Genomic DNA, 25,510 nt, shown 5'->3' on the forward strand with positions numbered 1-25,510 from the left:
GTGGCGCCGCCTGTATCATCACCTGGACTGGTGGTCAGATCGGCATTCCCCAACTTCTGCTTATGATTTTGGCATGTTGGACTCGCGACGCATCCGCACCTTCCACGAGGTGGTCACCACTGGCTCCTTCACTGCCGCTGCACGGTCGCTCGGCTACACCCAGCCGGCGGTCACCCAGCAGATCCGCGCCCTTGAACGGGAAACCGGATTGCCACTCTTCACCCGGAGCGGCCGTGGAATGCAGCTCACCGAGGCCGGCAAAACGTTGGCCCGGCACGCCGAGGTGATCCTCGGCGACCTCGTGGCAGCCCAGCAGCAGTTGCAGGCGCTGGCCCGGTTGCGGGCCGGCCGGGTGCGAATCTGCGCCTTTCCGAGCGTCACCGCCACGCTGATACCCAAGGCAGTGGCCGAATTGCTGGCCGACCATCCCAACGTCCGGGTCGAGCTGCTGGAGGCCGAGCCCCCCGAATCGCTTCAGAAGCTGCTGGCGGGCGAGTGCGACATCGCCTTGTCTTTCGGCTATCCGGGACTCCGTGCCGAACTCCCTGCGGAGCTGGTCGAGATCCAGCTGCTGGAAGACGTGCTGACAGTGCTGCTGCCGACGGGACACCCGCTGGCCCGGCGCCGCGTTGTCCGGCTGGCAGAGCTGTCGCAGGCCCGATGGGTGGCCGGCTGCCCGCGCTGCCGGGCCAACTTCCTGCAGATCTGCGCGGAGGAGGGCTTCGACCCGGACATCGTCTTCGCGACGGACGACAACCTCGCCCTGCAGAGTCTGGTGGCTGCCGGGGTGGGCATCGCAGTGGCCCCCTCCTTGGTGCTTTCCTTCCTCAACCACCGCCAGGTGACCGGACGGCCACTCGAACCACATGTCCGGCGCCAGATCAGCGCCTACGTCCTTCGGGAGCACCTTCCCCTACCCGCCACCGAGCTGGTGCTCGACGCGCTGCGCGCGGCAGCCGAGCACAGCCGTTGCTGATCGGAGCCACCGTTAAGCCTCGGTACCGATAATCAGAGGTAGGAGGAAGCCAAGAACTGCTGCTTGGACACTGGAGTCCGGCCGAACCGAGACTTCCGGACGTGACAGTTACGACTACGGCTCCGATATCCAACACGCACCTCACCCCTCTCGCGGTATCCCTCGTGGGAGAGATCAGGACCATTGTGAGGCGCAGCGTGGCACCGGGGCCGACCGCCGATCTGGTCGGCAAAGCCCTGCGCGGGTACCTCGGCAATCCTGCACTGCTCGCCCCCGAACAGCGAGTGGGCTCTGCAGACCACTACGTCCAGCATGTACTGCACGCCGAACCGGACGGGAGCTTCTCCGTGGTGGCCCTGGTCTGGTTGCCTGGTCAGCGCACGGAGATCCACGACCACGTCGCCTGGTGCGTGGCTGGCGTTCACCAGGGTCAGGAGAGCGAACGACGATACCGGCTGGTATCCGAGGGCAGCACCTCTCGGCTGGTCGCTACCCAAGAAGTGGAGAACACGCTCGGTTCGGTCAGCGGCTTCGCACCGCCCGGCGACATCCACGAGGTATACAACTCCTGCGAAGGGACTGCGATATCGATCCACGTCTACGGCGCTGACGTCCAGCGCCTGAGCAGCAGCATTCGCCGTGTTTACCCGCGCCCCGAGGGCGGGCGCAGCTGATGGTCCTGAGCGGTGTGAGGCTCCGCTCGCCGGTCCAACTCCTCACTGCCGGCCCACCACGAAGGTCCGGCGGGATCATGCCGGGCCTGCTGCTGGCGGCGGCTGGTGTCATACTCGCGATCACGGTGCACCGCCTGCTGCCAGCCGTCCCGATGCTGACCGCTGCGGTGTTGCTGGGCCTCGGTGCAGCCCACCTACCAGGCACCCGCCAAGTGGTCAGAGGCACCGCCAAGGCCGGACTGGGCGTGGCGGGAAAGCGAGTGATGCGGGTCGGAGTGGTCCTGCTCGGACTCAAACTCAGCCTTTCGGACATAACCGGCCTCGGCTTGGCCACAGTGGCGATGGTGCTGTCCACGGTTGCTGCCACCTTCGTCGGCACTTGGTGGCTCGGCCGGCGGATGAGCCTGCCTGGCGACGTGCCGTTGCTCGTGGCCACTGGTTACTCAATCTGCGGAGCGTCCGCGATCGGCGCGGTCAGCCAGGTGGCGGGAAGCGAGGAGGAGGATGTCGCCAACTCGGCCGCCCTGGTGACGCTCTGCGGCACCCTGGCAATCGTGGTACTCCCTCTACTGCACGGCCCGCTCAGCTTGGACGGCATGCAGTTCGGACGCTGGACCGGGGCCAGCGTCCACGACGTCGGCCAGGTAGTCGCAACCGCCCAGACGGCGGGTCCGCTCGCGCTGCGCGAGGCGGTCATGGTCAAGCTGATGCGGGTGACGCTGCTTGCCCCGCTCACTGCGGGTGTTGCCTACGCGATGCACCGCTCGCGCGGCAGACGGCGGCCGACAAGCGGCCGCCGCCCCCCGGTTTTGCCCCTGTTCGTGGTCGGCTTCCTGGCAATGATCGCGCTCCGCAGCACCGGACTGCTCAGTGCCATTACCCTGAACGCCGTCGACCTGGTTCAGCAACTGGTACTGGCCGCCGCCCTGTTCGGACTTGGTGCTGCAGTGAACCTCCGCACGTTGGCCGGCGGAACGGGCTGGCGCATGGCGGTGCTCGGGATGGTGTCCTGGGTTGTCGTGGCCGGAGTGTCCTACACAGGGGTGCTGCTTACCACAAAGATCCCGACGTAAAGGCCGGCTCAGTCGCCTAGGCCTAATGCCACGACGCTGTTGGCGATTTTGCCGGGGTCAGTTGGGGGCGGTGCAGAGGGCACGGAAGTGGCTGGGTGCCCGCCGGGGGGTGGGTCGGGTCGGCGATCCAGTCGGCGATGCGGGTGACGTTGCAGGCCAGCGCGGTCAGTACGTGCTGGACGTGCGTCTTGGGCAGGCCTCGGTAGCGGGTTCGGCGCAGGCCGCAGGCGCGGACGTTCTGAGAGAGGGTGGCTTCGATGCCGGCGCGGATCGCGTACCGGCGCTGCCACTGCTCAGTACGCTGGTCGAGACGGTTGTGCTGCTGAATCTCGTGTAGTTCGCCGGTGAGCAGCGCGAGCGAGCGCGGCCACTGACCGCCGGTGCACTGCGGGCGGACGGGGCAGGCCAGGCAGGTGGCCTTGTCGAACTTGATCTGGATGTAGTCGTGTCCGCGATACGCAGGGGCCGCCACTCGCGGCTGAGGTTGCCCTGGGGGCAGGTGACCCGGCGGTGGTCCCAGTCGATCGTGAAGGCGGCCTTGTCGAACCCGGCTCCGCTTTGGCTTGGTGACTGTGGTCGGGCACGACCGGGCCGAGCAGGGTGATGCCGTGCACCCGTTGGACGCGTTCGATCTGCGGGGCTGACGTAGGCGGCGTCGACCGCGTGGTCGGCCGGGGTCAGGTCCATCGCCACGAAGTCGTCGTAAATCTGGGCGGTGAGCTCGCCGTCCTGGACCGGGGCGATCGTGGTGGCCACGTGCACGACCACCTCTGGCAGTTCTGACGTGCACGTTTCGGTGAAATGGGTGCGGTAGCTGGACCAGGCGGTGTCTCGTTTGACGCAGTAGTGCACATCGGTGTCGTACGGAGAATCGAACCGCAACGACGCGGGTGGCAGCGCCTGGCCGTCGCGCCAGCGCAGACGCCCGGGGGCGTCCCAGTAATAGTGGTGCAGCCAGACCCGGCGTAGGATCTCCACCTGCGTCAGCGTCCGGAGCCTGGGCGGGGTGTCGGCCGCCCAGGCGGCGGCCAGGACCTTCTGCCCGTCCCGGCCGAAGGCCTCGGCCAGGGCGGTGACCCCGGCTTCCCCGCCCGGGACCTTGCCGATCTCCACCTTGCGCCCGTAGCTCTTGTCCCACTCCGGCTCCACCAGCGGCAGCAGCCAGTCCGGGTCCGCCTGGGCGAGCTTTTCCAGGGCGGCTCGCAGGCTGTCGCCGACCAGCTCCAGCCGACTGAGCGTGCGCACCGCCGCAAGCACGTGGGTCGCGTCGGTGCGCTGCCGTCCGCCGGATTTGAGCAGTCCCGCCTCGGTCAACCGGTGCAGCATCACCTGCAGCAGCCGGTCCGCGGCGTCGGCCTCAGCCAGCCGGGCCCGGAACTCGCACAGCACCTAGTGCTGGATTCCTCTTTGGCTGGGTATTGTCTTGGTGGCGGGGTAGTTGCGGGTGCTCGGGGGCGGGTGCTGGGCGATGGTTTTATGGGCACGGCCGGAGCGTGACGAAGATGAGCGGGTTGTCGTCCGCCGGCTGGCGCGGGCACGGAAGGCGCCGCGGGATGTGGTGATGCGGGCCCGGATGATCGAGTTGAGCTGGTCGGGGCTGCGGGTTCCGGCGATCGCTGTGGAGCTGGGTTGCAGTCAGAAGACAGTTCGCTGCTGGCTGCACCGCTTCAACGGCGCCGGCCTGCAGGGGCTGGATGATCTGGGCGGGCAGGGCCGCAAGCGGCGGATCACCGAGCAGGAACGATCCCGGATCATTTCCCTGGTCAAGACCGTCCCGCCGGGGCGGCTGCGGTGGGAGCCCGTCGGGGAACTGTGGGCCTTCGACGAGTCGGGACCCGCGGAGTGGACGCTGGACTCTCTGGCCGCGGCAGCACAGGCCGAAGGGATTGAGGTGGGCCGCTCGCAGGTGCGCCGCATCTTGCTTGCCGAAGGTGTGCGGTGGCGTCGCACCCGGTCGTGGATGCGGTCGAAGGACCCGGACTTCGTCCCAAAAGGACAAGGATCATCGGCCTCTACACCCGCCCGCCCGACGACGTGACGGTGATCTGCGCCGACGAGCTGGGGCCCGTGATCCCCCGAACGTTCCCGCCCACACCCGCGTGGTCACCCGACGGACACCGGATCAAAGCGGAGCTCGACTACAGCCGCGGACCGGAGAAGACCTGGGTCTACGGCGGCCTGCGGCCGGCCGACGGCCAGGCCCTCACCATGACCGCGTCCTCCCGGAACAGCGTCTTCTACCAGCAGTTCCTGCAACAGGTCGAGGACGCCAACCCGACCGGCCAGATCTGGATCGTCACCGACAACCTGTCCAGCCACAACAGCGTGTCCACCCGGACCTGGCTCGAGGACCACCCCCGCATCCACCACGCGTTCATCCCCGTCGGCGCCTGCTGGCTCAACCTCCAGGAAGGCTGGTGGCGCATCTTCCGCAAGGCCGCCCTTGCCGGCCGCTCATTCGCCAACCCCAACGACATCGCCTACGCCACCGCCCTCGCAACCAGTCAACTCAACTCACGTGCGAAGCCATGGATCTGGGGCAGGCCATTACCACCAACCCGACGACTACGACGCCGATATGTGTACAGAGTTTGAGGAATCCAGCACTAGTGGTCAAAAGCCGAATCATCCAACTCCAAGTCCAACGCGTATTTTCAGTCGACCCTGGTGCGGGCCGCGTTCACGGCCGCACGGTCGGACAGGTTCTCCGCAAATGGCAGCACCGCCAACTGAGGGGCCCTGCGCTTCTCGGACAGCGGTGTTGAGGGTTCTCCTTATGCCGCTGCCTGCAACTCCTCGTACTCGGCGTGGACTTCTGCGGGAGTCTTGTAGCCGAGTCCGGAAAGTGGAGGCGTTTTCGATTGTAGAACATCTCGATGTAGCGGGCGATCGCCCGGTGGGCATGTGCGCGTGTTGGGAACGCAGTTCGGTGCACGAGTTCGTTCTTGAGGGCGCCAAAAAATGACTCAGCCATCGCATTGTCCCAACAGACACCGGTGCGGCCGACCGACGCCCGCAGGCCCAACGAGCTGAGCTTGCAACGAAGTTCCCGAGACGTGTATTGACTGCCGCGATCGGAATGGAATATGCAGCCTTCGGCGAGGTCGATGTTCCGGGCCGCCATATCGAGTGCATCCGATATGAGAGAGGTCTTCATGTGGTCGGCCATCGCCCAGCCGACTACAGCTTTGGTGTGGCAGTCGATGACGGTCGCGAGATACAGGAACCCGGCCCAGGTGTGAACGTAGGTGATATCGCTGACCAGTTTGCGCCCGGGAGCGTCAGCGGTGAAGTCACGGGCCAGCAGGTCGGGCGTGGCCGGCGCCGCATCATCGGCGATCGTGGTCGCCCGCCAGGGCCGCGGCTGGCATGTCACCAGGCCGAGCTCGCGCATCAGCGCGCGGACCAGTTCTGCTCCGGCCTGCACGTTCATCCGCTGGAGCGCGGCGTGGACACGCCGGTAGCCGTAGGTCTCCTGCGAGTCGGAGAAGACCTGGAGAATGACGGCCCTCAGTTCCGCACGGCGCTTCGCGGTGGCCGACAATGGCCTCGATCTCCAGTGGTAGAAGCCCGACGTGGATACTCCTGCCCAGGTGCACATTTGCTGCACGGGAAAGTTGTCGGCCTCGCCGTCGATGAACTCGTACTTCTCCGTCACCGGTATTCCTGGGCGAAGAAGGCCGCCGCTTTTCCCAGGAACTCGGTCTTCATGCGGAGTTCCCGGTTCTCGCGTTCCAGCTCGCGCAGGCGGGCGCGTTCGCTGATGTTCAGGGGAGGCTCCTCCCCGGCGTGCTCTTGCCGGTACCGGCTGACCCAGGTGCCCAGCGTTCCCTCGTTCACTTGTATCTCTCGGGCGACCTCGGCGATCGGGCGGGACTCCACGACCACCATCTTGACCGCCTCGTCCCGAAACTCAGGACTGAACTTCCTACGCTTCTGTGCCACGTGCTCTCTCCGCCGTTCCGGACTTCGATCCTATGGGGACCGCTGTCCGAGAACTTCGGGGCGCCTCAGTCGAGCGTGCCTCGGCGAAGCTGGCGAGTGCGTTCCAGGTCGTGTTCGACACTACGAGCGAGCTGGTCGACACCAACACCGAACTCGTCATCCCTCACCGCAAACGACCCGGTCGCCCCTTCCTACCCGGCGAGAAAACGGACAACGCAGCACATCGAAAGGTACGGGCCCGCGTCGCGTCGAGCACGCCTTCGCCCGCATGAAGACCTCAAAGATCCTCCGCGACTGCCGCCAGAAAGGAGACGGCCTACCCCACGGCGTCCAAGCCGTCGCCACCGTACCAACCTCCCCCTCACCGGCTGAACCACCAGGCCAGAGGCCACACACGCCCCTGCCCTCATCGAACCTTCTGTAGCAACCTTTGGGCCCAGCGAGGCGACCGGTGCGCAGACAGAGACCAGCATGGGCGAAGACGGAGCGGCGAGCACGGCACCTCGTGGACCTGGGAGCGTAGAGAACTCCATGATCGACTGGCGTCGTGCTCGCCTCACCTCCGGGACGCCGTCTCACCACAGCCCGCCCCGTCGACCAAACCGGGGGCAAAGGTCACACATTTCGGGGCCCCGCTCAGCTTGTCCGTGAAGAAGACTCAGCCGGATTACACAAGGATGAAGCCCTACCCAAAAGACCTCCAAGCTGAGCACGACTTGAGATCGAACCCATCGACCTGATACTTGAAGCAGGCTCGGAATTCCTTGATGCTGGAATTCGTGCTCTTGGATGCAGTTTTGCCCTTGGCCGCCGACAGTTCGTCTTCGGTCCCGTCCCAGAGCCTGTAACCGACACTCCCCCCAAGGGAACCGAGCTGCGAGGAGCCGTACACCCAGACCCAACCCGCTGCCCCATTACCCGGGCTATTGTCCACCGCAGCACGAGTTCCCTGAAAGGAGATCTCGGTTTGTGCGGCGAAAGCGGGTTGCACAAAAAGAACCCCGACACACGCTGCCATGGCAGCTATAAATGTCATCCTTTTGGAAGGATTTTCCCTTTTCATTTCTTCTACCCTTCTAATAGTGAGGCATCACTCGACTCGTTGGCGAGTCGCGTCACTGCTGGAACCGGCACGTCTTGCCGGATTCCGCAACGGGTGAATGTCGGGTACTACGCGCTTTGCCCGGTGAAAAATGCCGGTCGAGGCAGGGGCAGAGAGGAGTCTATCCAGCCCGAAGACAGGAAGGCCTGCCCAAAACTTGCGAATGCTTGCCTGATCCTGCTGGCCCCTGCCGAGTTTACTGAAGCACATAAAGAGCGTTCTGCCTATAGAGATTCTTAGTTACTTGAGCAATATCGGCCACGGCGTCGAACTTCTCGAGCCACTCCGGCGCCGAGGCCGGCGACGCATTCATTTGCCCAGACCGGATCGCTGTGCGAACCATCCTGCTGCGGACCACGGTCCCCGCGTCACCTTGGCCGCAACCACTACCCTCACCGCGCAAGGGGAGGTGCCCTCGGCGCATTCTTCGGCCTGAATCGCCTCACCTGCTGCCGGGCGACGGCGCCGTGCCACGCTGGCCGAGGGTCTTCCTGCGGTCGAGCGGCTTTATGACGGACAGGATTGAGAGCGAAAGCCCGTGGCCTCCGGTCAGCCGAATATATCTATGGGTTTGAAGCGAAGCGCTACGTTCGTTTCAGCTATGCCCGGTTCACCGCATTCTCGGCCTGCGGGCGGAAACGCCAGCGCGGGAGGCAGGTTGCGGTACACCGTCCTGCTCACGACCACTTCTTCGAACACCTGCCGCAAACTGCGCGAGCCGGTCACGGCTGGGAGGTGCCCTGTGCGCGATGGTATAGGCGAATTGCGTGTACACGTCGCTGTCGGTCAGAAGTGAAGCGATCTTTGGTACGAGAATTTGGCCGTGCGGTCCGGTAAACGCCGAGCACGACAGGCTGCTTACTACCATATCGGCCGTGTGCACGCCCCGGTCAGCGAGGATGCTGGGTAGAGCCCAGGTAGAGCCGGTGACTATCTCGGCGTCGGGGAACCGCTGAAATCAGATGCGCGTAGCGACCAGGTTGAGCCTTTTCAGCGTTGCTTCGCCAGGGTGAGGACGGCTTGGTGATATGACGCGCATGCGGTTGTGGCTGATGCGGGATCTGCGGAAAATCTGCCAGGATTTCAGCCGCGACATGCCTCGTTCGATGGGCACCGGGGCCACGGACGGGGCCCGGCTCTCGGTTCGGTCGCCCAAGGGTGAGTTCGCCCTTGGGCGGGCGGCGCTTGGCAGTGGGTCGCATGATTGTGTTACGTCTCTATGACAACCTGACTCGCAGCGACGAGGCAACGAACAGCGTTGTTTTCCACAGGACCCTTCCGCAGCCTTCGTGGCGGGGCAGATGCCCTGGCTTCAGACAGGTTGGCCACGTGGGTTGGCTGATTGATTCGACCACCGGAAATGACGCTCGAATCACCGGTCATGCGCGCCGCCATCAGAGGGAACCCTACGATTCGAAATCCCCCGTCACTGGACGTGGTGACTGCGAGCCAGAACCGCGCGGATTCTACATTTGGCAGAAAACCAGGAAAGCTGAGGATCACCGCATCTGGCTGCTCTCTTCAACAAGAGAGTGGAGGCGCTGCGCCTCCCTCACTGAAACAGTGTGACCGGTTCGATATGCTGTTACGTCAAGAAATTCAACAGGAATTCCTGCGAGATACATATCTCCTATTAGGTCGAGCAGCTTGTGCCGGGCAGGCTCGTCACTGAACCGTGGCGCGTTGTCGTACCCTTTCGGGCCTATGATGAGTGCCGTATGGTAGTCCAACCCTTGACCGAGCCCACGCTCGAGAGCTTGCTTCGCCTCCGCGCGAGCCGCAAAAGTACGAGCAGGAGCAACCTGCGGCGCGTAGGCAGCAGGAAGCGTACAGGAAAAGGTTTGTCTCCCCGGCCACCTCTCTCCTCGGTCATATGTGTAGCTCCATAGGCCACTTCCTGCGGCCACCCTGATGTACTGCTGGCCATCAACAATCTCAAACGGAACGGACAGTCGAGGCTGCTCATCCTCCCGAATGTCGCGAATTCCAGCACCATTTATCAGGGCGACGAGAGGAGCAGCGCTTCCGTCAAGGGCCGGTATTTCCGGCGCGGTGACTTCCACCTCGACATCGGTGATTCCCGGTCCCCCGAAGCGCTCATCACGTGCTCCACAGTGGAAACCGGACCCAACCGGGTACACAGCACTGTTTGTGAGATGTGTCGAGGGAGGGCAAGTGTACGTATACCACCCAGTCTGAATGCTATGCCGTCGCATCCGGGCAGAACAGTCATGACAACTGAGATGCCCGAATGAAGGCCAACGCCCTGCACCCGAATCGGTGCCGCAATGGTTCGACGCATGTACGGCGTAATCGCGCTCATGCCTCGCCACTCTGTCCTTCTGACTCCCTGCCCCCGCTTTCTACTTTCGTCCATGAATGCCAATACATGGAGCACCTCGATGACGTGCCCGAAGCGAGCGCGCACGACATCGCGGCGATCCTCATATGGTCGGTCCCGATCGCTCAAAATTTGCCATGCTTTGACCAGGGACCGCACGACAACGTCGGGCAATCCGGCGCGCCTGACCCCTACGAGGTTAATGCCTCGGATTGCTGCACGGTCCGTCCCGGCGGTGATGCCATATGGGATAACGTCCCTATCAATAAGCGCGCCCGCCGCAGCGAAAGCGTAGGAGCCCAGCCGGACAAACTGACCGACTCTCACCCCGCCAGACAGCCGCACATACTGACCGATGATCGCGTGCCCGGCGAGTAAGGAATCGCTTGCTATGACGCATCCGGATCCCAGCGTGACGTCGTGCGCCACATGAACGCTGTTCATGAGAAGGCAGTCGTCGGCAACGCGAGTGACTCCGTCGCTCTTCGCCGTTCCCCGGTTCACGGTGACGTACTCTCTTATTTGATTACCGTCGCCAATTACCAGGCGCCCACGGCGGTCATCGAGGAACTTAACGTCCTGCGGGAACCCACCCAGCGAGGCGAACGGGTGGATAATATTACTTTTCCCGATGTCGGTAGGGCCATAGATGGCCACATGTGAGATTAAATGCGTTCCCCGGTCGATCCTGACATAGGGTCCGACTCGGCAGAACGGCCCTACCGACGCATCTGGATCGATCTCAGCTAATGGATCTACTACCGCTGAAGAGTGAATCACAATATACCAAACCTTTGTGCGACTTTCACGAACCGATCGTTGGGGGAATTATCGAAGCGTCAGCTGGCTCGCTAGACGATTCATTCCGATGTGATCAGTGGTCATAGACGATCAGAGATCGCATGACCGGCTGTCTGGTCTTGTGGTTGTGCCAGATCGCCGCGGCCAGCGCGAGGACGCGCTGGGCGACGCGGACGGCGACGCCCTCGAAAGTCCGGCCGCCGTGCTGTTCCAGGTCGAGCTGGCCCTTGAGGGTGTCGTTCACCGACTCGAGGCTGCGGCAGCTACGGAAGCCTGACCACGGTCGCCGCGTACGACAGCCCGGCCCCGTAGCCGAGGATCAGTGCGAGGTCCCCGGGGTCGGCCTGCCCGGAGGCCAGCAGCGCATCCATAGCGAGCGGGATGGACGCCCCGGACGTATTGCCGCTGGTGACGATGTCTCGCGCGATCACGACGCTGTCCGGGAGCCGGAGGGTCCTGGCCATCGACTCGATGATCCGCAGGTTGGCCTGGTGCGGGATGAAAACATCGAGGTCGGCCACGGAAATCCCGGCGGCGTCCAGTGCCAGCCGGGCCACCTTGGCCATTTCGTAGACGGCCCATCGGAAGACCTGCTGCCCTTCCTGGCGCAAGGCGGGCCACCGCTGGTCCGGATTGCCGCGGAGCGCGTCCCACGGAACGGTCTGGGAGATCACGTCCGTCTTGGAGCCATCCGCGCCCCAAATCACCGGCCCGATCGCCGGCACCTGGGACGGGCCAATCACCACCGCACCCGCTCCGTCACCGAAGATGAACGCCGTCGAACGGTCTTCGAGGTCGAGCAGATCGGTCATCCGTTCCGCGCCGATCACGAGCACATGCCCGCCCCTGCTGCGGATGGCGTCCGCGGCCAGCGCCACCGCGTGGACGAAGCCGGCGCATCCCGCGGAGATGTCGAATGCGGCGGCGCCGTCCGCCCCGATCCGGTGGGCGATGCCGGTCGCGACCGCGGGAGTCTGCTGGAGATGGGTGAACGTCGCCACGATGACGCAATCGAGGCGGCCTGCGGCGATTCCCGCCGCGGCGAGCGCCTTCTCGGCGGCGTTCTGGCCCATGCCGACGATGGACTCATCCGGGCTCGCCCAGTTCCTGGAGGCGATTCCGGTACGGGCTCTGATCCACTCGTCGGACGAATCGATGTGCCGGCAGACTTCTTCGTTGGTGACCGTCCGGCGGGGACGGTACCCGCCGACGCCGAGCAGCTGGGCGTGTGGCGCGCCTTCCGCCGGGGTGATCTGCGCCTTCCCGTGCTGATGCTCGTTGGTGTGGTATGCGCATCCCGGATGAGACTTGTGACCAACTCGCCATGAGGTTCGCAGAGTTGCTTCCACACCTGGACGAGCGGCAGCGACGGCTGTTGATGGCTGCGGAGGCCCGGGGCCTTGGGTATGGCGGTGTCCGGGCCGTGGCACAGGCCGCTGCGGTCGGCGAGACCACGACCCGCAAGGGCGTGGTTCAAACTTGTGTGCCCTGCGGAAACCCGCTGTGGAGGCGGTCGAGAAGATGCCGTGCCGGGGTGGTGCGCAGGCAGGCTCCGAGAGCGATGGCCACGGCGGCCGTGCCGTACGCCCAGGCCTGGAGGGGGTAGCCGGGCAGCAGTCTGCCACCGAAGTAGACGGCGGTGCCGGCCATGGTGACGGTCAGCCACTCCCACTTGCCGTCGAGGGCCACGATGCCGACGACGAGCAGCGAGTACCAGGGGGTGGGTGAGAGGACGCGCATCAGCCGTGTCACGCGTTTGCGGTTGATCTTCCGGCCCCAGGCCGTCAGCTCGGCGTGGACGCGCGGGGCACCGTAGGCACCCCGGTGCTCGGCGTGGACGCGCGGGGCACCGTAGGCACCCCGGTGCTCGGCGTGGTGCGGTCCGCCTCGCGCAGGTACCGGGACGGTCCGGAAGGCGCTGTCACCGTGTTGATCGGTGGCAGCGCCTTCCGGGTTTCGTAGGCGTGACACCCGTTGCGCCACTTCGGGCCGGTCCGCTCGTCGAGTCCGACGATCCGGCACGCTTCCTTGTTACTCACGCCCTGCTGCATGAGCCGGGAGTATGTCTCCCGTTCCCGCGTGAGCTTCTTCCGCCCCTGAGGTTTCGTCCGGTCCTTACGGATCTCGAAGTCCATCGCATTCCCTGAACTGGGGTGTTGCGACGATTCCTAGAACCCAAGGGCGGGAGGCCGCCCCTTCACAAGTTCGTCCTACTTTGTGTAATAGGCGTCAGTAATGGTCTGGGCAGCGGTATTGCCCTGCTTGTCGGCTGCGTCGGCCCGGAACGAGACGCTGCCGCCCGAGGCCGGGTTGTGTACCGAGATCTTGCCGCCGGAAACCGTCGCTGCGGTCCAGGTGTTTCCCCGATCGTAGGAAACCTTGACGGTCAGCGACTTCAGGTTCCGGCCAGCGGCAGAACCTTCCACCGCAACGGGGATGCGAACCGTCTTGCCCGCAGCACCGGTATTGTCGCGCGCCAGATCGGGTGCGAAGCGGACCACCGAGACGGGCAGAGCCGTTTCCTCGGCCGTGTGCCGAGAAGTGAAAGTCCAGTCGGCGGTGACCTTGGAGGACAAGTAGGTTCCGGCCGGGCGCTGGATGGTGGCGTGCAGCCGGTACCGGGCGGCCTCTGGTCCCACTTCGAAGGGCCCCCAGGCGCCATCCGGTGGACCTTCCTGGGCTCCGATCTCCTTCTCGCCCCGGTACAGGACGACTTCACCGCTCTCATACCGGAAGAAGCCCGAATGACCCGCACTGTCGGCCAGGATCGGTACGATGGGGAGGATGCCGTCGCCGTCGCGAAACACGCCGGTACCCGCGGGCAGAGCAGGGCCGATGACAGCGCCGTTGAGTATGACGGTGTGTGCGGAACCCGGCCGGTAGGCGACAGGGTCAGTACTGTAGCGGGCCTCCACAATGTCGGGCGTCGACATCTGCTCCATGTGGACCGACCACTTTGTTCCGGAGCTCGCGTGGATGAACATCGTGGCGTCGGCGGGCAGTGTGTCGTGGCGGTATGAATTGGTGAGCCCGGTGAGGGCGTCTGGTGTGGCCCAGTAGCGGGCGGACGGATGGTCTCCCAGGGTCTGCCGGCCCATCCGCAAAGTGATCTTGGCGTAATCCTTGGATGAGGTGTGCAGGCTCAGGCCGGTGAGAGCCGTGTTCCCGGTGCCCTTGTGGATCAGTTCGTACGGTGGGGTGCCGGTGCCGTCCTGGAAGGAGACGTTTAGGAACTGGAGCAGGGAGCCCTCGGGCGCCGCCGGGCCGGCGTGAGCCGTACGGAGGTGAGTGAAGGAATCCAGGTATATGCCGCTGCGGATGCCTGTGCGGCCGTTCCAGGCGGCAATCGTGGTCAGATTGGCGAATGTCTGTGGGGTGCCGGACATGGTGACGTCCACCGGCTTCGCCTCACGGGCATCGGCCTTCAATTCGATGTCGCCCGTGACATCCAGAAGGGGCCTGACGATCTGATCGATACCTTGATCCAAGCTGCCGTCGGTTGCGACACCCAGGTCCGAGGACATGTAGTACTTGCCTGCGGGGACTCGGACCGTCCGCACCTCGGCGTCCGTGGGCTGCGAGCTGCTCAGGAAGACGGGTGGGGCGTCGGCCGACTGCTGGTAGGGGATGAGCAGGGAAGAGTAGGCGCCGGGGGCGCCGCCGTCCCTCCCGATGTGCCGGATGGTCACGTCATAGGCTTCGCCCTCGCGATACACCGAGAGGGCCGTCCGCACACTCTGATCGGATCCGGTCGCGGTGACAACGCCGCCGAATCCGCCGCCGGCATCGCCGCCGAGTCGACTGTCCGCGGTGACCGACAGCGACGCGATGCCGCCGGCCGGAACGGTGATCCGGTCCTTGCCGAGGGTGAACAGTCCGACGGGGGCTGGAGAGCCGTCCGGCCCGGTCCCCGTGACGGCGAGATCGAGCGTGGCTTCCTCGGTTCCGAGGTTGCGGTAGACGATCTCCCTGGCCATCGGCTGGTCGTCGTCGTGCGGCCACAGCTGGCGGCCGAAGGTGACCGGACCGGACTCCGCCAGGAGGGTCTGCTTCATCGCCGGGCGCAGATCGATCCGGCCAGTGCCTTCCTGGAAGGCGGTGTAGTCATTGTGCGGCGTTGCGGAACCGGACAGTACGCCCTTGAGAAGCTCGCCCGACCAGTCGGGGTGCCGCTGCTTGAGCAGTGCGGCGGAGCCGGCGACGTGCGGGGTGGCCATCGACGTACCGCTGATGGCGATATAGCCGTCCGCGACGGGCGGGTACTGCTCTGCGAGCACACTGCCCGGGGCCGAGGCTGCGGCGATGTCGACGCCGGGGGCGGTGACATCGGGCTTCATGCCGCCGTCGTCCCGGCGCGGGCCCGTGCTGGAGAACCCGGCCAGTTCGTCGGTCTTGCTGACCGCGCCGACGGTGAGCGCGGCATCCGCGCTGCCGGGACTATCGACCGACTCCGGCCCGAGTTCGCCGTCGTTGCCGGCGGCGACCACGAACAGGGTGTCCGAGGTGACCGAGAGACGGTTGACCGCCTCTTCCAGCGGGTCGATGCCGGGTGAGTCTTCGCCGCCCAGGCTGAGGTTGACGATGTCGGCGCCCTCGGCCACGGCCCACTCCATGCCCGCGATGACGGCGGAGTCGCTGCCCCAGCCATCGTCGCCGAGCACCTTGCCGGCCAGGATTTGGGCCCCGGGGGCGACCCCCCGGTACTTTCCACCCGACTTGGCCCCCGTGCCAGCGACCGTGGACGCGACGTGTGTGCCGTGCCCCATGCGGTCCTTGAGGTCCGGCGAGTCAGTGAAGTTCTTCTCCTCAACCACCTGGTCGGCGAGGTCAGGATGGGTCTTGTCGACACCGGTGTCCAGGACGGCGACCTTAACCCCGGTGCCGTCGTAGCCCGCCTCCCATGCCTCGGGGGCGCCTATCTGCGGCACGCTCCTGTCGAGGTCCGCCTTGGCGATCCCGTCGAGCCAGATACGTTTCACTCCGGCAGCCGCCACCGCGTAGCCCTGCGCGGTCTCGTCCGTGAGCGTTTTCCAGGCGTCGCCGGCCTGCTTCCGCGGTATCCGGACGGCGTCGCCTGCAAAACTGTCGAAGGAGTCCGTGACCTCGGGCCCGCCGGCGGCCTTCAACTCCTGTCGCGCCGCCGGGCGCGCGCCTTGATAGCAGACAATCAGCTGTAGTCCTCGCCGCTGCCGTTCCAGATAGGCGGGCTCACTCAAAGTCGTGAGGTCGAACAGCCGTAAGTCGAGACGGCCGGTGTCTATGAGCTGCTGGGCATCGAAAGGCACCGCGTACTGGTGGCCGTTCGCCTCCAGCGTCCTGATAGGTATGTGCTCCCGGCCCTCGGCCCGGGTGACGGCCAGCGGCGCGCCTTTCTTGTCGACGGTGATGCGGTCACCGGTGATCAGAGTGACCAGCCCGGAGGCGGCCGACTGACCGCCCGCCGGTACGGTGCCGGGGCCGACCGCTGCGGCGGGGCCGGGGAAGGACACGAAAGAAGCGGTCAGCGTTGTCGCGACCGCCGCTACCGCCCCTCTGATGAGATTTTTTGATCGTGCTCTCATGCCTACCTCTCGCTACCTGGTCAAAGGGAGGCCAGCGAATCCGTACAAGAGGCCGGAGTCGAAACGATCGAAACCAACCCTGCACGGAAGTGAGCATCCGCTGTCCTACCTCCTCAACTAGGTGGACCTAACGAAAGGTTGCCCGGACAGACTGAATAACTCTCCGAAGACGCCCGGCGTCGCGCGCCCACGCTCGCTTGCGCTCGGTCGCACGTGGGAGTGTCTGATCAACGGCCCTATCTCACATTCGGTGGTGACGGAGCGTGGTGAGGCGTCGTTGCCTCCCATGTGAAGGATGTCAACGAGCTTGTGCAGATGGTGTTTTCGGGTCTGTTCCCGCTGGTCATGGAAGATGTGGCTGACGAGGGTGAGCGGATCATGGTGCGGGCCCGGACGCCGCTGGACACCGCGGTGTGCCCGGTGTGCGGGGCCTCGTCGAGACGGGTGCACGGCTATCACTGGCGGACGGTGGCCGACGTTCCGGTCGACGGGCGGCGGGTGGTGGTCCGTGTGCAGGTGCGGCGTCTGGTGTGCCCCACGCGAGGCTGCCGCCACACCTTCCGTGAACAGGTGCCCGGGGTGCTGGAGCGATACCAGCGCCGCACGGCCCGTCTGAACAGGCAGGTCAAAGCCGTGGTCAAAGAGTTAGCGGGCCGGGCAGGGGCTCGTTTGCTGGCGATACTCGCCGTGGGCCTGTCCCGTCACACAGCCCTGCGCGCCCTTGCGCATCCCGTTGCCCACCGGGCGGGTTCCTCGCGTGATCGGCGTCGACGACTTCGCCCTGCGCCGGCGGCACCGCTATGCCACCGTGGTGATCGACGCCGAGACCCATGAGCGGATCGACGTGCTGCACGACCGCACCGCCCGCACGCTGGAAGCGTGGCTGCGCGCACATCCCGGCGTCGAGGTCGTCTGCCGCGACGGCTCCGCCACCTACGCCGAGGCCATCCGCCGCGCCCTGCCCGACGCCGTCCAGGTCGCAGACAGGTCGCATCTGTGGCACAACCTGTGCGAAGCCGCCCTCAGCGAGGTGAAGGCGCACAGCAGCTGCTGGGCCACCGTACTGGACGCACCCATCTACGACGGGCCACGCGCCCGAACCACTCTGGAACGCTGGCACCAGGTCCATGACCTGCTCGACCAGAGCGTGGGCCAGCTCGAATGCACCCGCCGACTGCAGTTGGCCCTGAACACCGTCAAACGCTACGCGCGAGCCGACCGGCCCGAGCGGATGCTCCGCGTCCCCAAATACCGCGCCAGCCTCGTCGACCCCTACCGCGAGCACCTGCGCAAACGCCGGGCCGATGACCCCGCCGTTCCCGTCAAGCACCCCTTCGAAGAGATCAAGGCTCTCTGCTACGAGGGCTGCTTCAATCTCATGCACAAGTACATCAACCAAGGCCGCGCGGACGCCGACCGGAGCCACATCTCGCCGCGCCGGCTCGCCCGGATGCTCCTCACCAGGCCTGACAACCTCAAGACCGAACATCGCGGTCTTCTGGCACGGCTCACCGCAGCCTGCCCCGAAATGCCCCAACTGAGCGCCCACATCGCGGACTTCGCCCAGCTCCTCACACCTTGCGTGGGAAACGCCGACGGGCTCTCTCGCTGGATCGTCCAGGCCCGCGCAGTCGACCTGCCTCACCTACACGCCTTCCGACCGGGCGTCTTCCGGGACCCACTTCTCCGCCTCCGCGTCGTCGGCCCAGCCGAGGACGGCGGCGCAGTCTCGCCCTGCTGGACCCGCGCGAACGGCAAGTCTTCCCGCATGACCGGATACCGCGATCCGCTGGGCTGCAGCTTCCCGGGCCATTCCCCGGCCGAGGAGGCGGTCGCAATCCGTACGAGTTCGCCGCCCGGACTCGGGGGGAGGCTCGTCCCCGCGCAGCACCGAGACACGAAGCCGGTGCCCACCACTTCCGCTAGAGCCTGCGCCGTGTGACCCGGATATCGAGGGAGAAACCGATGCGCTCAGCAGCGTGGTGCAGCCGATCGAGGTGGGCACCGACCTGCTGCTGCTCGGTGACGTCGTGCGCCATTGTGACGACTCCGCTCGGTGCGCCGTGGGCGTCCTGCAAACGGCAGGCCGCCGGCGAGAGGGTGCGTCGTACGCCGGGAAGATGCGGGAATCGCACTTGTCAGACATCGGCTGTCACGAGGATTCCGGTGCCCCTCACCCGCTGAAGCGTTTCGTCCTGGGACCACGCCTCCCGCGCGGACAGAATCATGTGCAGCTGGCTGCCCGTGAGCGCGGCCGGGGACGCCGATGATCTCCGGCCCGGTGTTGTTGCAACCAAGACCGAGATCCATTCCGCGAATCGCGACAGCCACCTGCCGCTGGCCGAGAATCTTCCGCAGAAGGGATGTTCCGTATCCCTCCCCACTCGGCCGTCTCGGCGGTTTCGGCGAACAGCACCGTATACGCGGCGGTATCACCCGTCAGCGGCACGGCCCATAGATCGACGGTGGCGCTTTCCCCGCTCCCCCGGCGCAGCTCCACCCCGCCATGCGGGGGAAAGCCTGCGGCGGGAGCGGGTTCCGGCCCTTCTCAGGGACGAACAGACGCCGGAAGCAACGACCGTAGACCGTGCACTCGAGCCAGTCGAGCAGCCGGGCGGCCTGGGACGGCACCCGAGGACCACGCGCCGGTCGTCCAGCGTGGCGACGGCTGGCGAGTCCGAGACGAAGCCCTGCTCCCCGAGACCGCTGACGGGCACATCCCCAGCAGCTCCTCACCGACGACGGAGTGCACACGTACTCAACAGTCCGGACTCCGCCGGTGAACGGCTTCTCGACCGGTGGCCGTCAGTCGGGAAGCCGACTGCCCTCTTCCACGGGTCCGCTTCGCGAAGGTGATCGCTTCCTGGCTCGGTGACACTCCAAAAAGGCGTCGGTTCTCCCGGCTGAACTGGGATGGGCTTACCTATCCCCCACTGGCCGCGATATGCGCGATCTCTTTCGGGTGAGCCGCCAGGAGAAGCCAGGACTCATGGAGCCGGATGTTGGAATTGAATGGAACTAATTCCAGTGACGGTCCGAAAATTTCGGTAGTAGGCAGAAATTCTCAATCCCGTCAGCTTTGCCATGCCGTCCACCTGGAAGGATTCGCGACGATTCTCACGAATCCACTGCAATCGCTCTGGTTATGCGCGAGAGCTTGCTGTCCGCGAAACCTATCTGTCGGACTTTCGCGCCCTGATCTCCGGTGAGTAGATGTCAGAGAATCTCCCGATGGACGAGAGGGGCAAAGCATGTCCCTGTCTCTCGGCTGGTACAGCAGGCGCAGCACTCGCAGAACGGCGTCGAGAAGGCTGTCGGACACGTCGCTGACGTCGATGACGGGTGGCGCGGGCGTCCTTCGAGATCACCCCGGGAGCGGCCTAGAGCGGCATCTCGGCGATGTCCGAAGCCTGGAGGCGCAGACCAACGCCGAGCACGGGCCGCTCCGGGTGGCATTGACGAAATTGCCGGTGACGGACAGGCCGAGCGACACGACCAGGCACTGCCCAGCGCGGTACTCGTGCTCGTACGCGCCGAGCGAGAGACTTTTGGCGCCTGGCCGATCAGCGTCACCACTATCCCGCCATCGATGCCGAGGTGGCTCCCGACTCCCCGTTGGCGATCTTTACGTTCTCGATGGCCGTTGCAGCCTCTGGTCGGGCATGACGAGCCAGCAGAAGGCGGAGTTCATCCAGCTGTATGGATGTGTTCAAAGATTGGAGGTCGTGGCAAGTCCAGCCTCTCCACGCCGGGCCGCCCGGCCTGAAGAATAGGATTGTGCAAGCCTGCGCCACTTTTGTGTGAGTCCATTCTTTGCCCGAGCGATCAGGGCCGCTCATTTCCTGCGTACGAGGCCCCCGGGGCGCTCGTCGGCGGGCGACCGCTGCTTTACTCTGCAATGGCGGCCCATTGCCGTGACGGATACTCGGGGGCGTAGAAGAGAAATCACGACGCGCTCAGCACAAGAATCGGCACAGTATGTGACGGCCATCATCCCGAACCTGAGTGGGCTTACGCCTCACCGAGTGTGGTAGGTCACTGAAGCACACGAATCCAGCGGCGAGGTATGTATGGCCAGCAGTGAACTCTTCGGACGCCATGCCGAACTCGGGCAGATCTCCGCCTTCCTCGACGAGGTGCGGCGGCACGGGACGACGCGGCTGCTCTGGGGTGAGCCCGGCGTGGGCAAGTCCGCGCTCATGGCCGCCGCCGGGCAGCTCGCGCTCGCGGAGGGTATGCGGGTGCTGCGGGCGTCCGGGTCGGAGTTCGAGGCCGATGTGAGCTATGCGTGTCTCAACCAGTTGCTGCTGCCGGTGCACGACGACCTCGACCGCCTGCCGGCGGGGCCCCGGGAGGCGCTGTCGGTGGCGCTGGGCTTCGGTGTCGGTCCGCCACCGGACGTACTGGTCGTCTGCAACGCCGCGCTGCTGCTCATCAGGGCGACCGCCGCCGAGACACCACTGCTCCTGCTGGTCGACGACATCCACTGGATCGACCGCGCCAGCGCTGGCGTGCTGGGCTTCGTCGCACGCCGCCTGGAGGGCTGCCAGGCCGGACTTCTGGCGTCGTCCAGGACGGGGGCGACCAGCTTCCTCGACCGGCGGGGCCTGACCGACATGACCGTACCGCCGCTCGGCAACGAGGCCGCCGAGCAACTGGTCGACTTCGCGTTCCCGCGTATGCCCGGCCGCATCCGGCAGAGGCTGCTCAAACTCGCCCAGGGAAACCCGCTGGCGCTGATGGAGCTGCCGTCCACGTTGCAGGGCGCGGCCTCGCGTCAGGTCGAGCAGTCCGGGGTCGTTCCGCTCAGCGAACGGCTTCAGGCGCTGTTCGCCTCTCGGATCGCCGATCTACCGGAGGCGACCCGTGAGCTGTTGCTCCTGGCCACCTTCGAGGGAACCGGGGACATCCGGGTGCTGAGAACAGTCTTCAGCAACCGGCCCGGCCTGGCCGACCTGGGGCCCGCCGAGCGGGCACAACTGGTACGTGTCGACGACGCCACGGCCCGGATCGCGTTCAGGCACCCGCTGATCCGGTCGGCAATCGTGGCGATGTCCACCCACGAGGAGCGTCGCCGGTCGCACGTCGAACTCGCCGAAGCCCTCGGCGGTGACGAGGAGCGCCGTGCGTGGCACCTCGCTTCGGCCGCCGTCGGCCCCGACGAGGTGGTGGCGGAGCTGCTGGAGGTCGCGGCCCGTAAGGTCATGCGTCGAGGGGATGCCTTCGCGGCGGTCGCGGCCCTGATCCGCGCCGCCGAACTGAGCGTGACGGGCGCCGACCGGGGGCGCCGGCTCGCGGAGGCCGCGTACATCGGCGCCGAGGCGAGCGGCTCGATCGACGACGCCAAGGCGCTACTGTCCGACGCCCGGCAAGCGACCTCGGAGTCCTCCGGTTCGCTGCATGTGGCCAACGCGGCCGCGTTCCTGATGATCAACGGGGACGGTGACGTGAGCACCGCTCACCGCCTCCTGGTCGGCGCCATCGAGACCGGTGACCACGGCTACCGCGCGGAGAACCCGGCGCTGATCGAGGCACTGCACACCTTGCTGCTGCTGTGCTGGTACGGAAGCGCGCCGGAGTACTGGGAACCCTTCTTCGAGGCCCTGCGGAAACTGGAGCCGAGCCCGCCCGACGTACTCTCCCTGGTCAGCAAAACGTTTCCCGATCCGGTACGCACCGGAGCGGAGGCCCTGCCTGAGATCGACGCGGTCCTGCACACGCTCGGAAACGACGCCGACCCCGCACGCATCATGCGCACGGGAACGGCGTCGGTTTACCTTGACCGTCTGGGCGACTGCCGGGAGGCGTCGTGGCGACTGGTCGCGCAGGGACGCGACGGGGGAACGGCGCGCAGACATCTCGGCGCCCTCATGCACCTGTGTCTGGACGACTACCTCGTCGGCCGCTGGGACGAGGCCGAACAACTCGCCATCGAAGGGCAGGAAGTCTGCCGTACCAACGGGTTCCCGTTCTTCGCGTGGTACTTCCGCTACAACAGGGCGATCATCGCCGCCGGCCGGGGAGACTTCGACGAAGCGTACGCACTCGCCGACGAGATCACCCACTGGGCGCTCCCGCGTGGTGTGTCGGCCGCCGTCCTGTTCGCCCAGCATCCCCGGACACTCGCCGCGATGGGCCAAGGCGACTACGAGTCCGCCTTCCGCCATGCCGCCGCAATGAGCCCGCCCGGAACCCTCGCCTCGTACGTCCCGCACTGCACCTGGGTCATGTTCGACCTGGTCGAGGCGGCGGTGCGCACCGGTCGTACGGTCGAAGCCAGGGCACACGTCGAGGCAATGCGGGTGGCCGGCGTGGCCCGGCTGTCGCCCCGCATGGCGCTGATCCAGGCGGGTGCCGACGCCCTCGTCCTTCAGAGCGACGAGGCGGTGTCGCGACTGACGGATCTGCTGACGGAGCCCTCGGCGGAACGGTGGCTGTACGACACCTCGCGTATCCGCCTCGCCTTCGGCGAGAAACTGCGCCGGGACAGGTCCGTACCCGAAGCGCGTCAGCATCTGCTGGCCGCCCGCGCCGGATTCGCGGCCATGGCGGCGGAGCCCTGGGTCGCTCGCACATCGGGCGAGTTGCGCGCTTCGGGATACCGACAGAGCGACGTGCCGTCCGATGCACCGCTCGACCTGACCGCGCAGGAGTTCCAGATCGCCCAACTCGCGGCGAGCGGCCTGACGAACAAGCAGATCGCTGAGCGGCTCTACCTCTCCCACCGAACCGTCGGTGCACATCTGTACCGGATCTTTCCCAAGCTCGGCATCTCGTCGCGCGCCGGACTCAGGGACGCCCTGTCGTCCCGTCCATCGCTTCCCGGGAACGATCATCCGCCTCCGCTCGAAGCGTGGGAAACGACTGCGCGCTGAGTACGTCGGCCTGGGCCTCCTTCTTCTCCAGGAGCCGTTCCAGCAGCCGCCGGGTGGTGGGATCGTCGTCCCTCAGCCAGCGCACTGCCTCCTGCAGCGTCTGGACCAGGATCCTCGCTCCCGCGAGATCCTGCGTGACGATGCCGCCGAGGTCGCCGTCCGGAAAGGTCTGAAAGGCGATCCGTGACCGAGTGGCCAGGTGCTCCGGGTCGTGATGGGCGGTGAACCCGAGCTGCCGGATCCGCACCGCGAGCAGACGTCCGTCGCCGCGGTCACTGTCCGCGCACGAGTGGAAGAATTCCGCGATCGGCCGGTGCGAAGGCGCACGGACGAGCAGCGCGTGCTGTTCGTACTGGAGCGAGGACACGACCAGGCTGGCCAGCAGGATGTCCAGCAAGTGGGCGACCGTCGTCAGCTCGGCGCGGTTCGACGGGGTGACCGGCCCGTCCTCCAGATCGAACAGGGCACGATCCCGGACCTCGCGCGTATGCAGGGGAGCCGACGGCACCGGGGGGTTCTCTCGTGCGGGAGGGCGTGTCATGCACTCCATACTCGCCGTGCGGTTTCCCGTGTGCATCTGCCAAATGACTTAACCGCGCGAGGAGGGCCGGTCGGTTCGAGGCCGGAGATGAATGGCTGATGTGGGTAGGCCGGGCAGCGTGGAGTGTGGAGTCCGTAAGCGCAAGTCAGCCGCCGCCGGAGAACGGGCGCCGGCTTCCAGAACGAGAGGTTCCACTCCCATGACCGTCACCCATGGCTTCCACGCCACCATGACCGCGCAGCCCGGCAAGGGCGCCGAACTGCTCGCGTTCCTGCTCGACGCGCCGGCCCTGTCGAACGAGGACTGCGTCGTTTTCCTGGTCAGTCGCTCCTCCGACAACGAGGACGTCGTCTACGTCACCGAAGGCTGGACGAGCCAGGAGGCGCACGGCGCGTTCTTCGCGACCGGGGCGGCCCAGCAGCTGGTGGGGCAGCTCCAGCCGCTGCTCGCCGGTGAGCCCGATTACATCGACGAACTGCCCGTCGGCGGCAAGGCCGCCTTCTGACACCAGTCGGCGGAGGATGCGGCCGGCTGCGGTGTTCCAGTCGGCCGCCCGCCGCCTCCTACGCCGACCGTTACCAGGCCGTTCCAAAAGCCAGGAAAAGGAATTGACATGACCTCCACCCGTCCCGATCTGGACCCCGAACTGAGTGCGGTCCTCGCGAACATGCCCCTGATGTCGCAGCTCGACCCGGAGATACTCGCGCAGGTGCGCCAGTATCCGTCACCGCCCGTCGAGCCCCTTCTCGAAGGACGCTCCGTCGAACGGCGGGAGATCACCGTCGCCGCCACGGACGGTGCCCAGATCCCGCTGTCGATCTTCAGCCCAGCTGACACCGACCGTATGACCGCCGCTCCCTGCGTCCTGTGGATGCACGGCGGCGGGATGGTGATGGGAGACCGCTTCTCGCAGATCGACATCCCGCTTGAGTGGCTGGACGAGTTCGGCGCGGTCGTGGTTTCCGTGGACTACCGGCTCGCTCCGGAAGCCACCGGAACCGCCCTGGTCGACGACTGCTACCAAGCGCTGCTCTGGATCGCGGAAAACGCGGAAGAGCTGGGCATCGACGCGACCCGGATCGTCGTCGCCGGGATCAGCGGCGGCGGCGGCATAGCCGCCGGTCTCACTCTCCTGGCCCGAGACCTCGGCACCCCGGCGATCGCGGCCCAGATGCTGGTCTGTCCCATGCTCGACCACCGCAACATCACCGCCTCCAGCCGCCAGTTCTCCGGGGTGCCAGGGCTCTGGACCACGGAGATGAACGCGTTCGGATGGCACAGCGTCCTCGGCGGTCTCACCGGCGACGACGTACCTGCCTACGTCTCACCCGCGCTGGCCCAGGACCTCTCAGGCCTGCCCACGACCTACATCGACGCCGGATCCGCCGAGGTGTTCCGCGACGAGGACACCGACTACGCCACCCGTATCTGGGCGGCCGGCGGACAGGCGGAACTCCACGTGTGGGCGGGGGGATTCCACGGCTTCGACGCGCTGCACCCGCTGGCGCGGGTCTCGGTCGCCGCACGGCGGTCCCGCAACGACTGGCTCGCCCGGGTCCTCGGCCCCGCCGACCCCGCGTAGCCATCCGTAGGGCGTCGCGTCGCGATCACTTCCCGGAGT

Annotated in this window: 15 protein-coding genes and 8 pseudogenes; 11 read left to right on the top strand and 12 right to left on the bottom strand. The window is 66.1% G+C overall.

What is annotated here, in order from left to right; genetic code table 11:
- The first annotated feature begins 73 nt into the window (after nucleotides 1–73).
- The 3 genes from ACSHXN_RS45100 to ACSHXN_RS45110 all read left to right on the top strand — a co-directional run bounded on the left by ACSHXN_RS45100 (nucleotide 74) and on the right by ACSHXN_RS45110 (nucleotide 2,723).
- Entirely contained in the window at nucleotides 74–976 is a 903-nt protein-coding gene (locus tag ACSHXN_RS45100) for a LysR family transcriptional regulator (protein ID WP_438306740.1), read from the top strand.
- Nucleotides 977–1,077: 101 nt separating this feature from the next.
- Nucleotides 1,078–1,650, top strand: coding sequence for a cysteine dioxygenase (locus ACSHXN_RS45105; protein WP_438306741.1), 573 nt, complete (start codon nucleotides 1,078–1,080; stop codon nucleotides 1,648–1,650).
- Between the two features lie 77 nt (nucleotides 1,651–1,727).
- Nucleotides 1,728–2,723 (top strand): YeiH family protein, encoded by a 996-nt coding sequence (locus tag ACSHXN_RS45110; RefSeq protein WP_438306742.1) that lies wholly within the window; start codon nucleotides 1,728–1,730, stop codon nucleotides 2,721–2,723.
- 22 nt (nucleotides 2,724–2,745) lie between these two features.
- Here the strand turns inward: ACSHXN_RS45110 and ACSHXN_RS45115 are convergent, their stop codons facing one another.
- Entirely contained in the window at nucleotides 2,746–3,861 is a 1,116-nt protein-coding gene (locus ACSHXN_RS45115) for a transposase (protein ID WP_438306893.1), read from the bottom strand.
- Between the two features lie 330 nt (nucleotides 3,862–4,191).
- Between ACSHXN_RS45115 and ACSHXN_RS45120 the strand changes: the two genes are divergently transcribed.
- Nucleotides 4,192–4,761, top strand: coding sequence for a helix-turn-helix domain-containing protein (locus tag ACSHXN_RS45120; protein ID WP_438306894.1), 570 nt, complete (start codon nucleotides 4,192–4,194; stop codon nucleotides 4,759–4,761).
- A 2-nt stretch (nucleotides 4,762–4,763) separates the two neighbouring features.
- On the top strand, nucleotides 4,764–5,318 hold the full coding sequence (locus tag ACSHXN_RS45125; RefSeq protein WP_438306895.1) for a transposase: 555 nt from the start codon (nucleotides 4,764–4,766) through the stop codon (nucleotides 5,316–5,318).
- Between the two features lie 179 nt (nucleotides 5,319–5,497).
- Here the strand turns inward: ACSHXN_RS45125 and ACSHXN_RS45130 are convergent.
- A pseudogene (locus ACSHXN_RS45130) lies at nucleotides 5,498–6,668 on the bottom strand (IS3 family transposase).
- 143 nt (nucleotides 6,669–6,811) lie between these two features.
- Here ACSHXN_RS45130 and ACSHXN_RS45135 point away from each other — a divergent pair.
- Nucleotides 6,812–7,040 (top strand): annotated as a pseudogene (locus ACSHXN_RS45135) (IS5/IS1182 family transposase); the annotation flags it as partial.
- 1,720 nt (nucleotides 7,041–8,760) lie between these two features.
- On the opposite strand, the pseudogene ACSHXN_RS45140 reads toward ACSHXN_RS45135, so the two are convergent.
- From ACSHXN_RS45140 to ACSHXN_RS45160, 5 genes and pseudogenes are all read right to left on the bottom strand, one after another.
- Nucleotides 8,761–8,963: pseudogene (locus tag ACSHXN_RS45140) on the bottom strand (IS5/IS1182 family transposase); the annotation flags it as partial.
- Nucleotides 8,964–9,269: 306 nt separating this feature from the next.
- The gene (locus tag ACSHXN_RS45145) at nucleotides 9,270–9,833 is read right to left on the bottom strand and encodes a UDP-3-O-acyl-N-acetylglucosamine deacetylase (RefSeq protein ID WP_438306743.1); all 564 of its coding nucleotides are present in this window, start codon (nucleotides 9,831–9,833) and stop codon (nucleotides 9,270–9,272) included.
- A complete protein-coding gene (gene lpxA / locus ACSHXN_RS45150; RefSeq protein WP_438306744.1) occupies nucleotides 9,770–10,891 on the bottom strand; it encodes an acyl-ACP--UDP-N-acetylglucosamine O-acyltransferase in 1,122 nt (373 codons plus the stop codon). Before lpxA ends, ACSHXN_RS45145 begins: the two co-directional genes overlap by 64 nt.
- 94 nt (nucleotides 10,892–10,985) lie before the next feature.
- Nucleotides 10,986–11,165: pseudogene (locus ACSHXN_RS45155) on the bottom strand (IS982 family transposase); the annotation flags it as partial.
- Between the two features lie 10 nt (nucleotides 11,166–11,175).
- Nucleotides 11,176–12,165: a beta-ketoacyl-ACP synthase III gene (locus ACSHXN_RS45160; protein ID WP_438306896.1), complete on the bottom strand. Its 990-nt coding sequence runs from the start codon at nucleotides 12,163–12,165 to the stop codon at nucleotides 11,176–11,178.
- Nucleotides 12,166–12,200: 35 nt separating this feature from the next.
- Here ACSHXN_RS45160 and ACSHXN_RS45165 point away from each other — a divergent pair.
- A pseudogene (locus tag ACSHXN_RS45165) lies at nucleotides 12,201–12,389 on the top strand (ISAzo13 family transposase); the annotation flags it as partial.
- 260 nt (nucleotides 12,390–12,649) lie between these two features.
- Here ACSHXN_RS45165 and ACSHXN_RS45170 read toward each other — a convergent pair.
- From ACSHXN_RS45170 to ACSHXN_RS45180, 3 genes and pseudogenes are all read right to left on the bottom strand, one after another.
- Nucleotides 12,650–12,754 (bottom strand): annotated as a pseudogene (locus ACSHXN_RS45170) (IS3 family transposase); the annotation flags it as partial.
- A gap of 35 nt (nucleotides 12,755–12,789) precedes the next feature.
- Nucleotides 12,790–13,047, bottom strand: a pseudogene (locus ACSHXN_RS45175) (IS30 family transposase); the annotation flags it as partial.
- A gap of 75 nt (nucleotides 13,048–13,122) precedes the next feature.
- A complete protein-coding gene (locus ACSHXN_RS45180; RefSeq protein ID WP_438306745.1) occupies nucleotides 13,123–16,401 on the bottom strand; it encodes a S8 family peptidase in 3,279 nt (1,092 codons plus the stop codon).
- 360 nt (nucleotides 16,402–16,761) lie between these two features.
- Between ACSHXN_RS45180 and ACSHXN_RS45185 the strand changes: the two are divergent.
- Nucleotides 16,762–18,151, top strand: a pseudogene (locus ACSHXN_RS45185) (ISL3 family transposase); the annotation flags it as partial.
- A 1,686-nt stretch (nucleotides 18,152–19,837) separates the two neighbouring features.
- On the opposite strand, the gene ACSHXN_RS45190 reads toward ACSHXN_RS45185, so the two are convergent.
- Nucleotides 19,838–19,972, bottom strand: a complete 135-nt coding sequence (locus ACSHXN_RS45190) for a hypothetical protein (RefSeq protein WP_438306897.1) — start codon at nucleotides 19,970–19,972, stop codon at nucleotides 19,838–19,840.
- A gap of 571 nt (nucleotides 19,973–20,543) precedes the next feature.
- Between ACSHXN_RS45190 and ACSHXN_RS45195 the strand changes: the two genes are divergently transcribed.
- A complete protein-coding gene (locus tag ACSHXN_RS45195; protein ID WP_438306746.1) occupies nucleotides 20,544–23,348 on the top strand; it encodes a helix-turn-helix transcriptional regulator in 2,805 nt (934 codons plus the stop codon).
- Here the strand turns inward: ACSHXN_RS45195 and ACSHXN_RS45200 are convergent.
- Nucleotides 23,263–23,889 (bottom strand): ferritin-like domain-containing protein, encoded by a 627-nt coding sequence (locus ACSHXN_RS45200; protein WP_438306747.1) that lies wholly within the window; start codon nucleotides 23,887–23,889, stop codon nucleotides 23,263–23,265. The genes ACSHXN_RS45195 and ACSHXN_RS45200 overlap by 86 nt on opposite strands.
- 199 nt (nucleotides 23,890–24,088) lie before the next feature.
- Between ACSHXN_RS45200 and ACSHXN_RS45205 the strand changes: the two genes are divergently transcribed.
- Complete coding sequence (locus ACSHXN_RS45205; RefSeq protein ID WP_438306748.1) at nucleotides 24,089–24,394, top strand: putative quinol monooxygenase; 306 nt, start codon at nucleotides 24,089–24,091, stop codon at nucleotides 24,392–24,394.
- A gap of 108 nt (nucleotides 24,395–24,502) precedes the next feature.
- Complete coding sequence (locus ACSHXN_RS45210) at nucleotides 24,503–25,471, top strand: alpha/beta hydrolase (protein ID WP_438306749.1); 969 nt, start codon at nucleotides 24,503–24,505, stop codon at nucleotides 25,469–25,471.
- Nucleotides 25,472–25,510: the final 39 nt, after the last annotated feature.

Source organism: Streptomyces sp. HUAS TT11, assembly GCF_051553595.1.
Classification (GTDB): domain Bacteria; phylum Actinomycetota; class Actinomycetes; order Streptomycetales; family Streptomycetaceae; genus Streptomyces.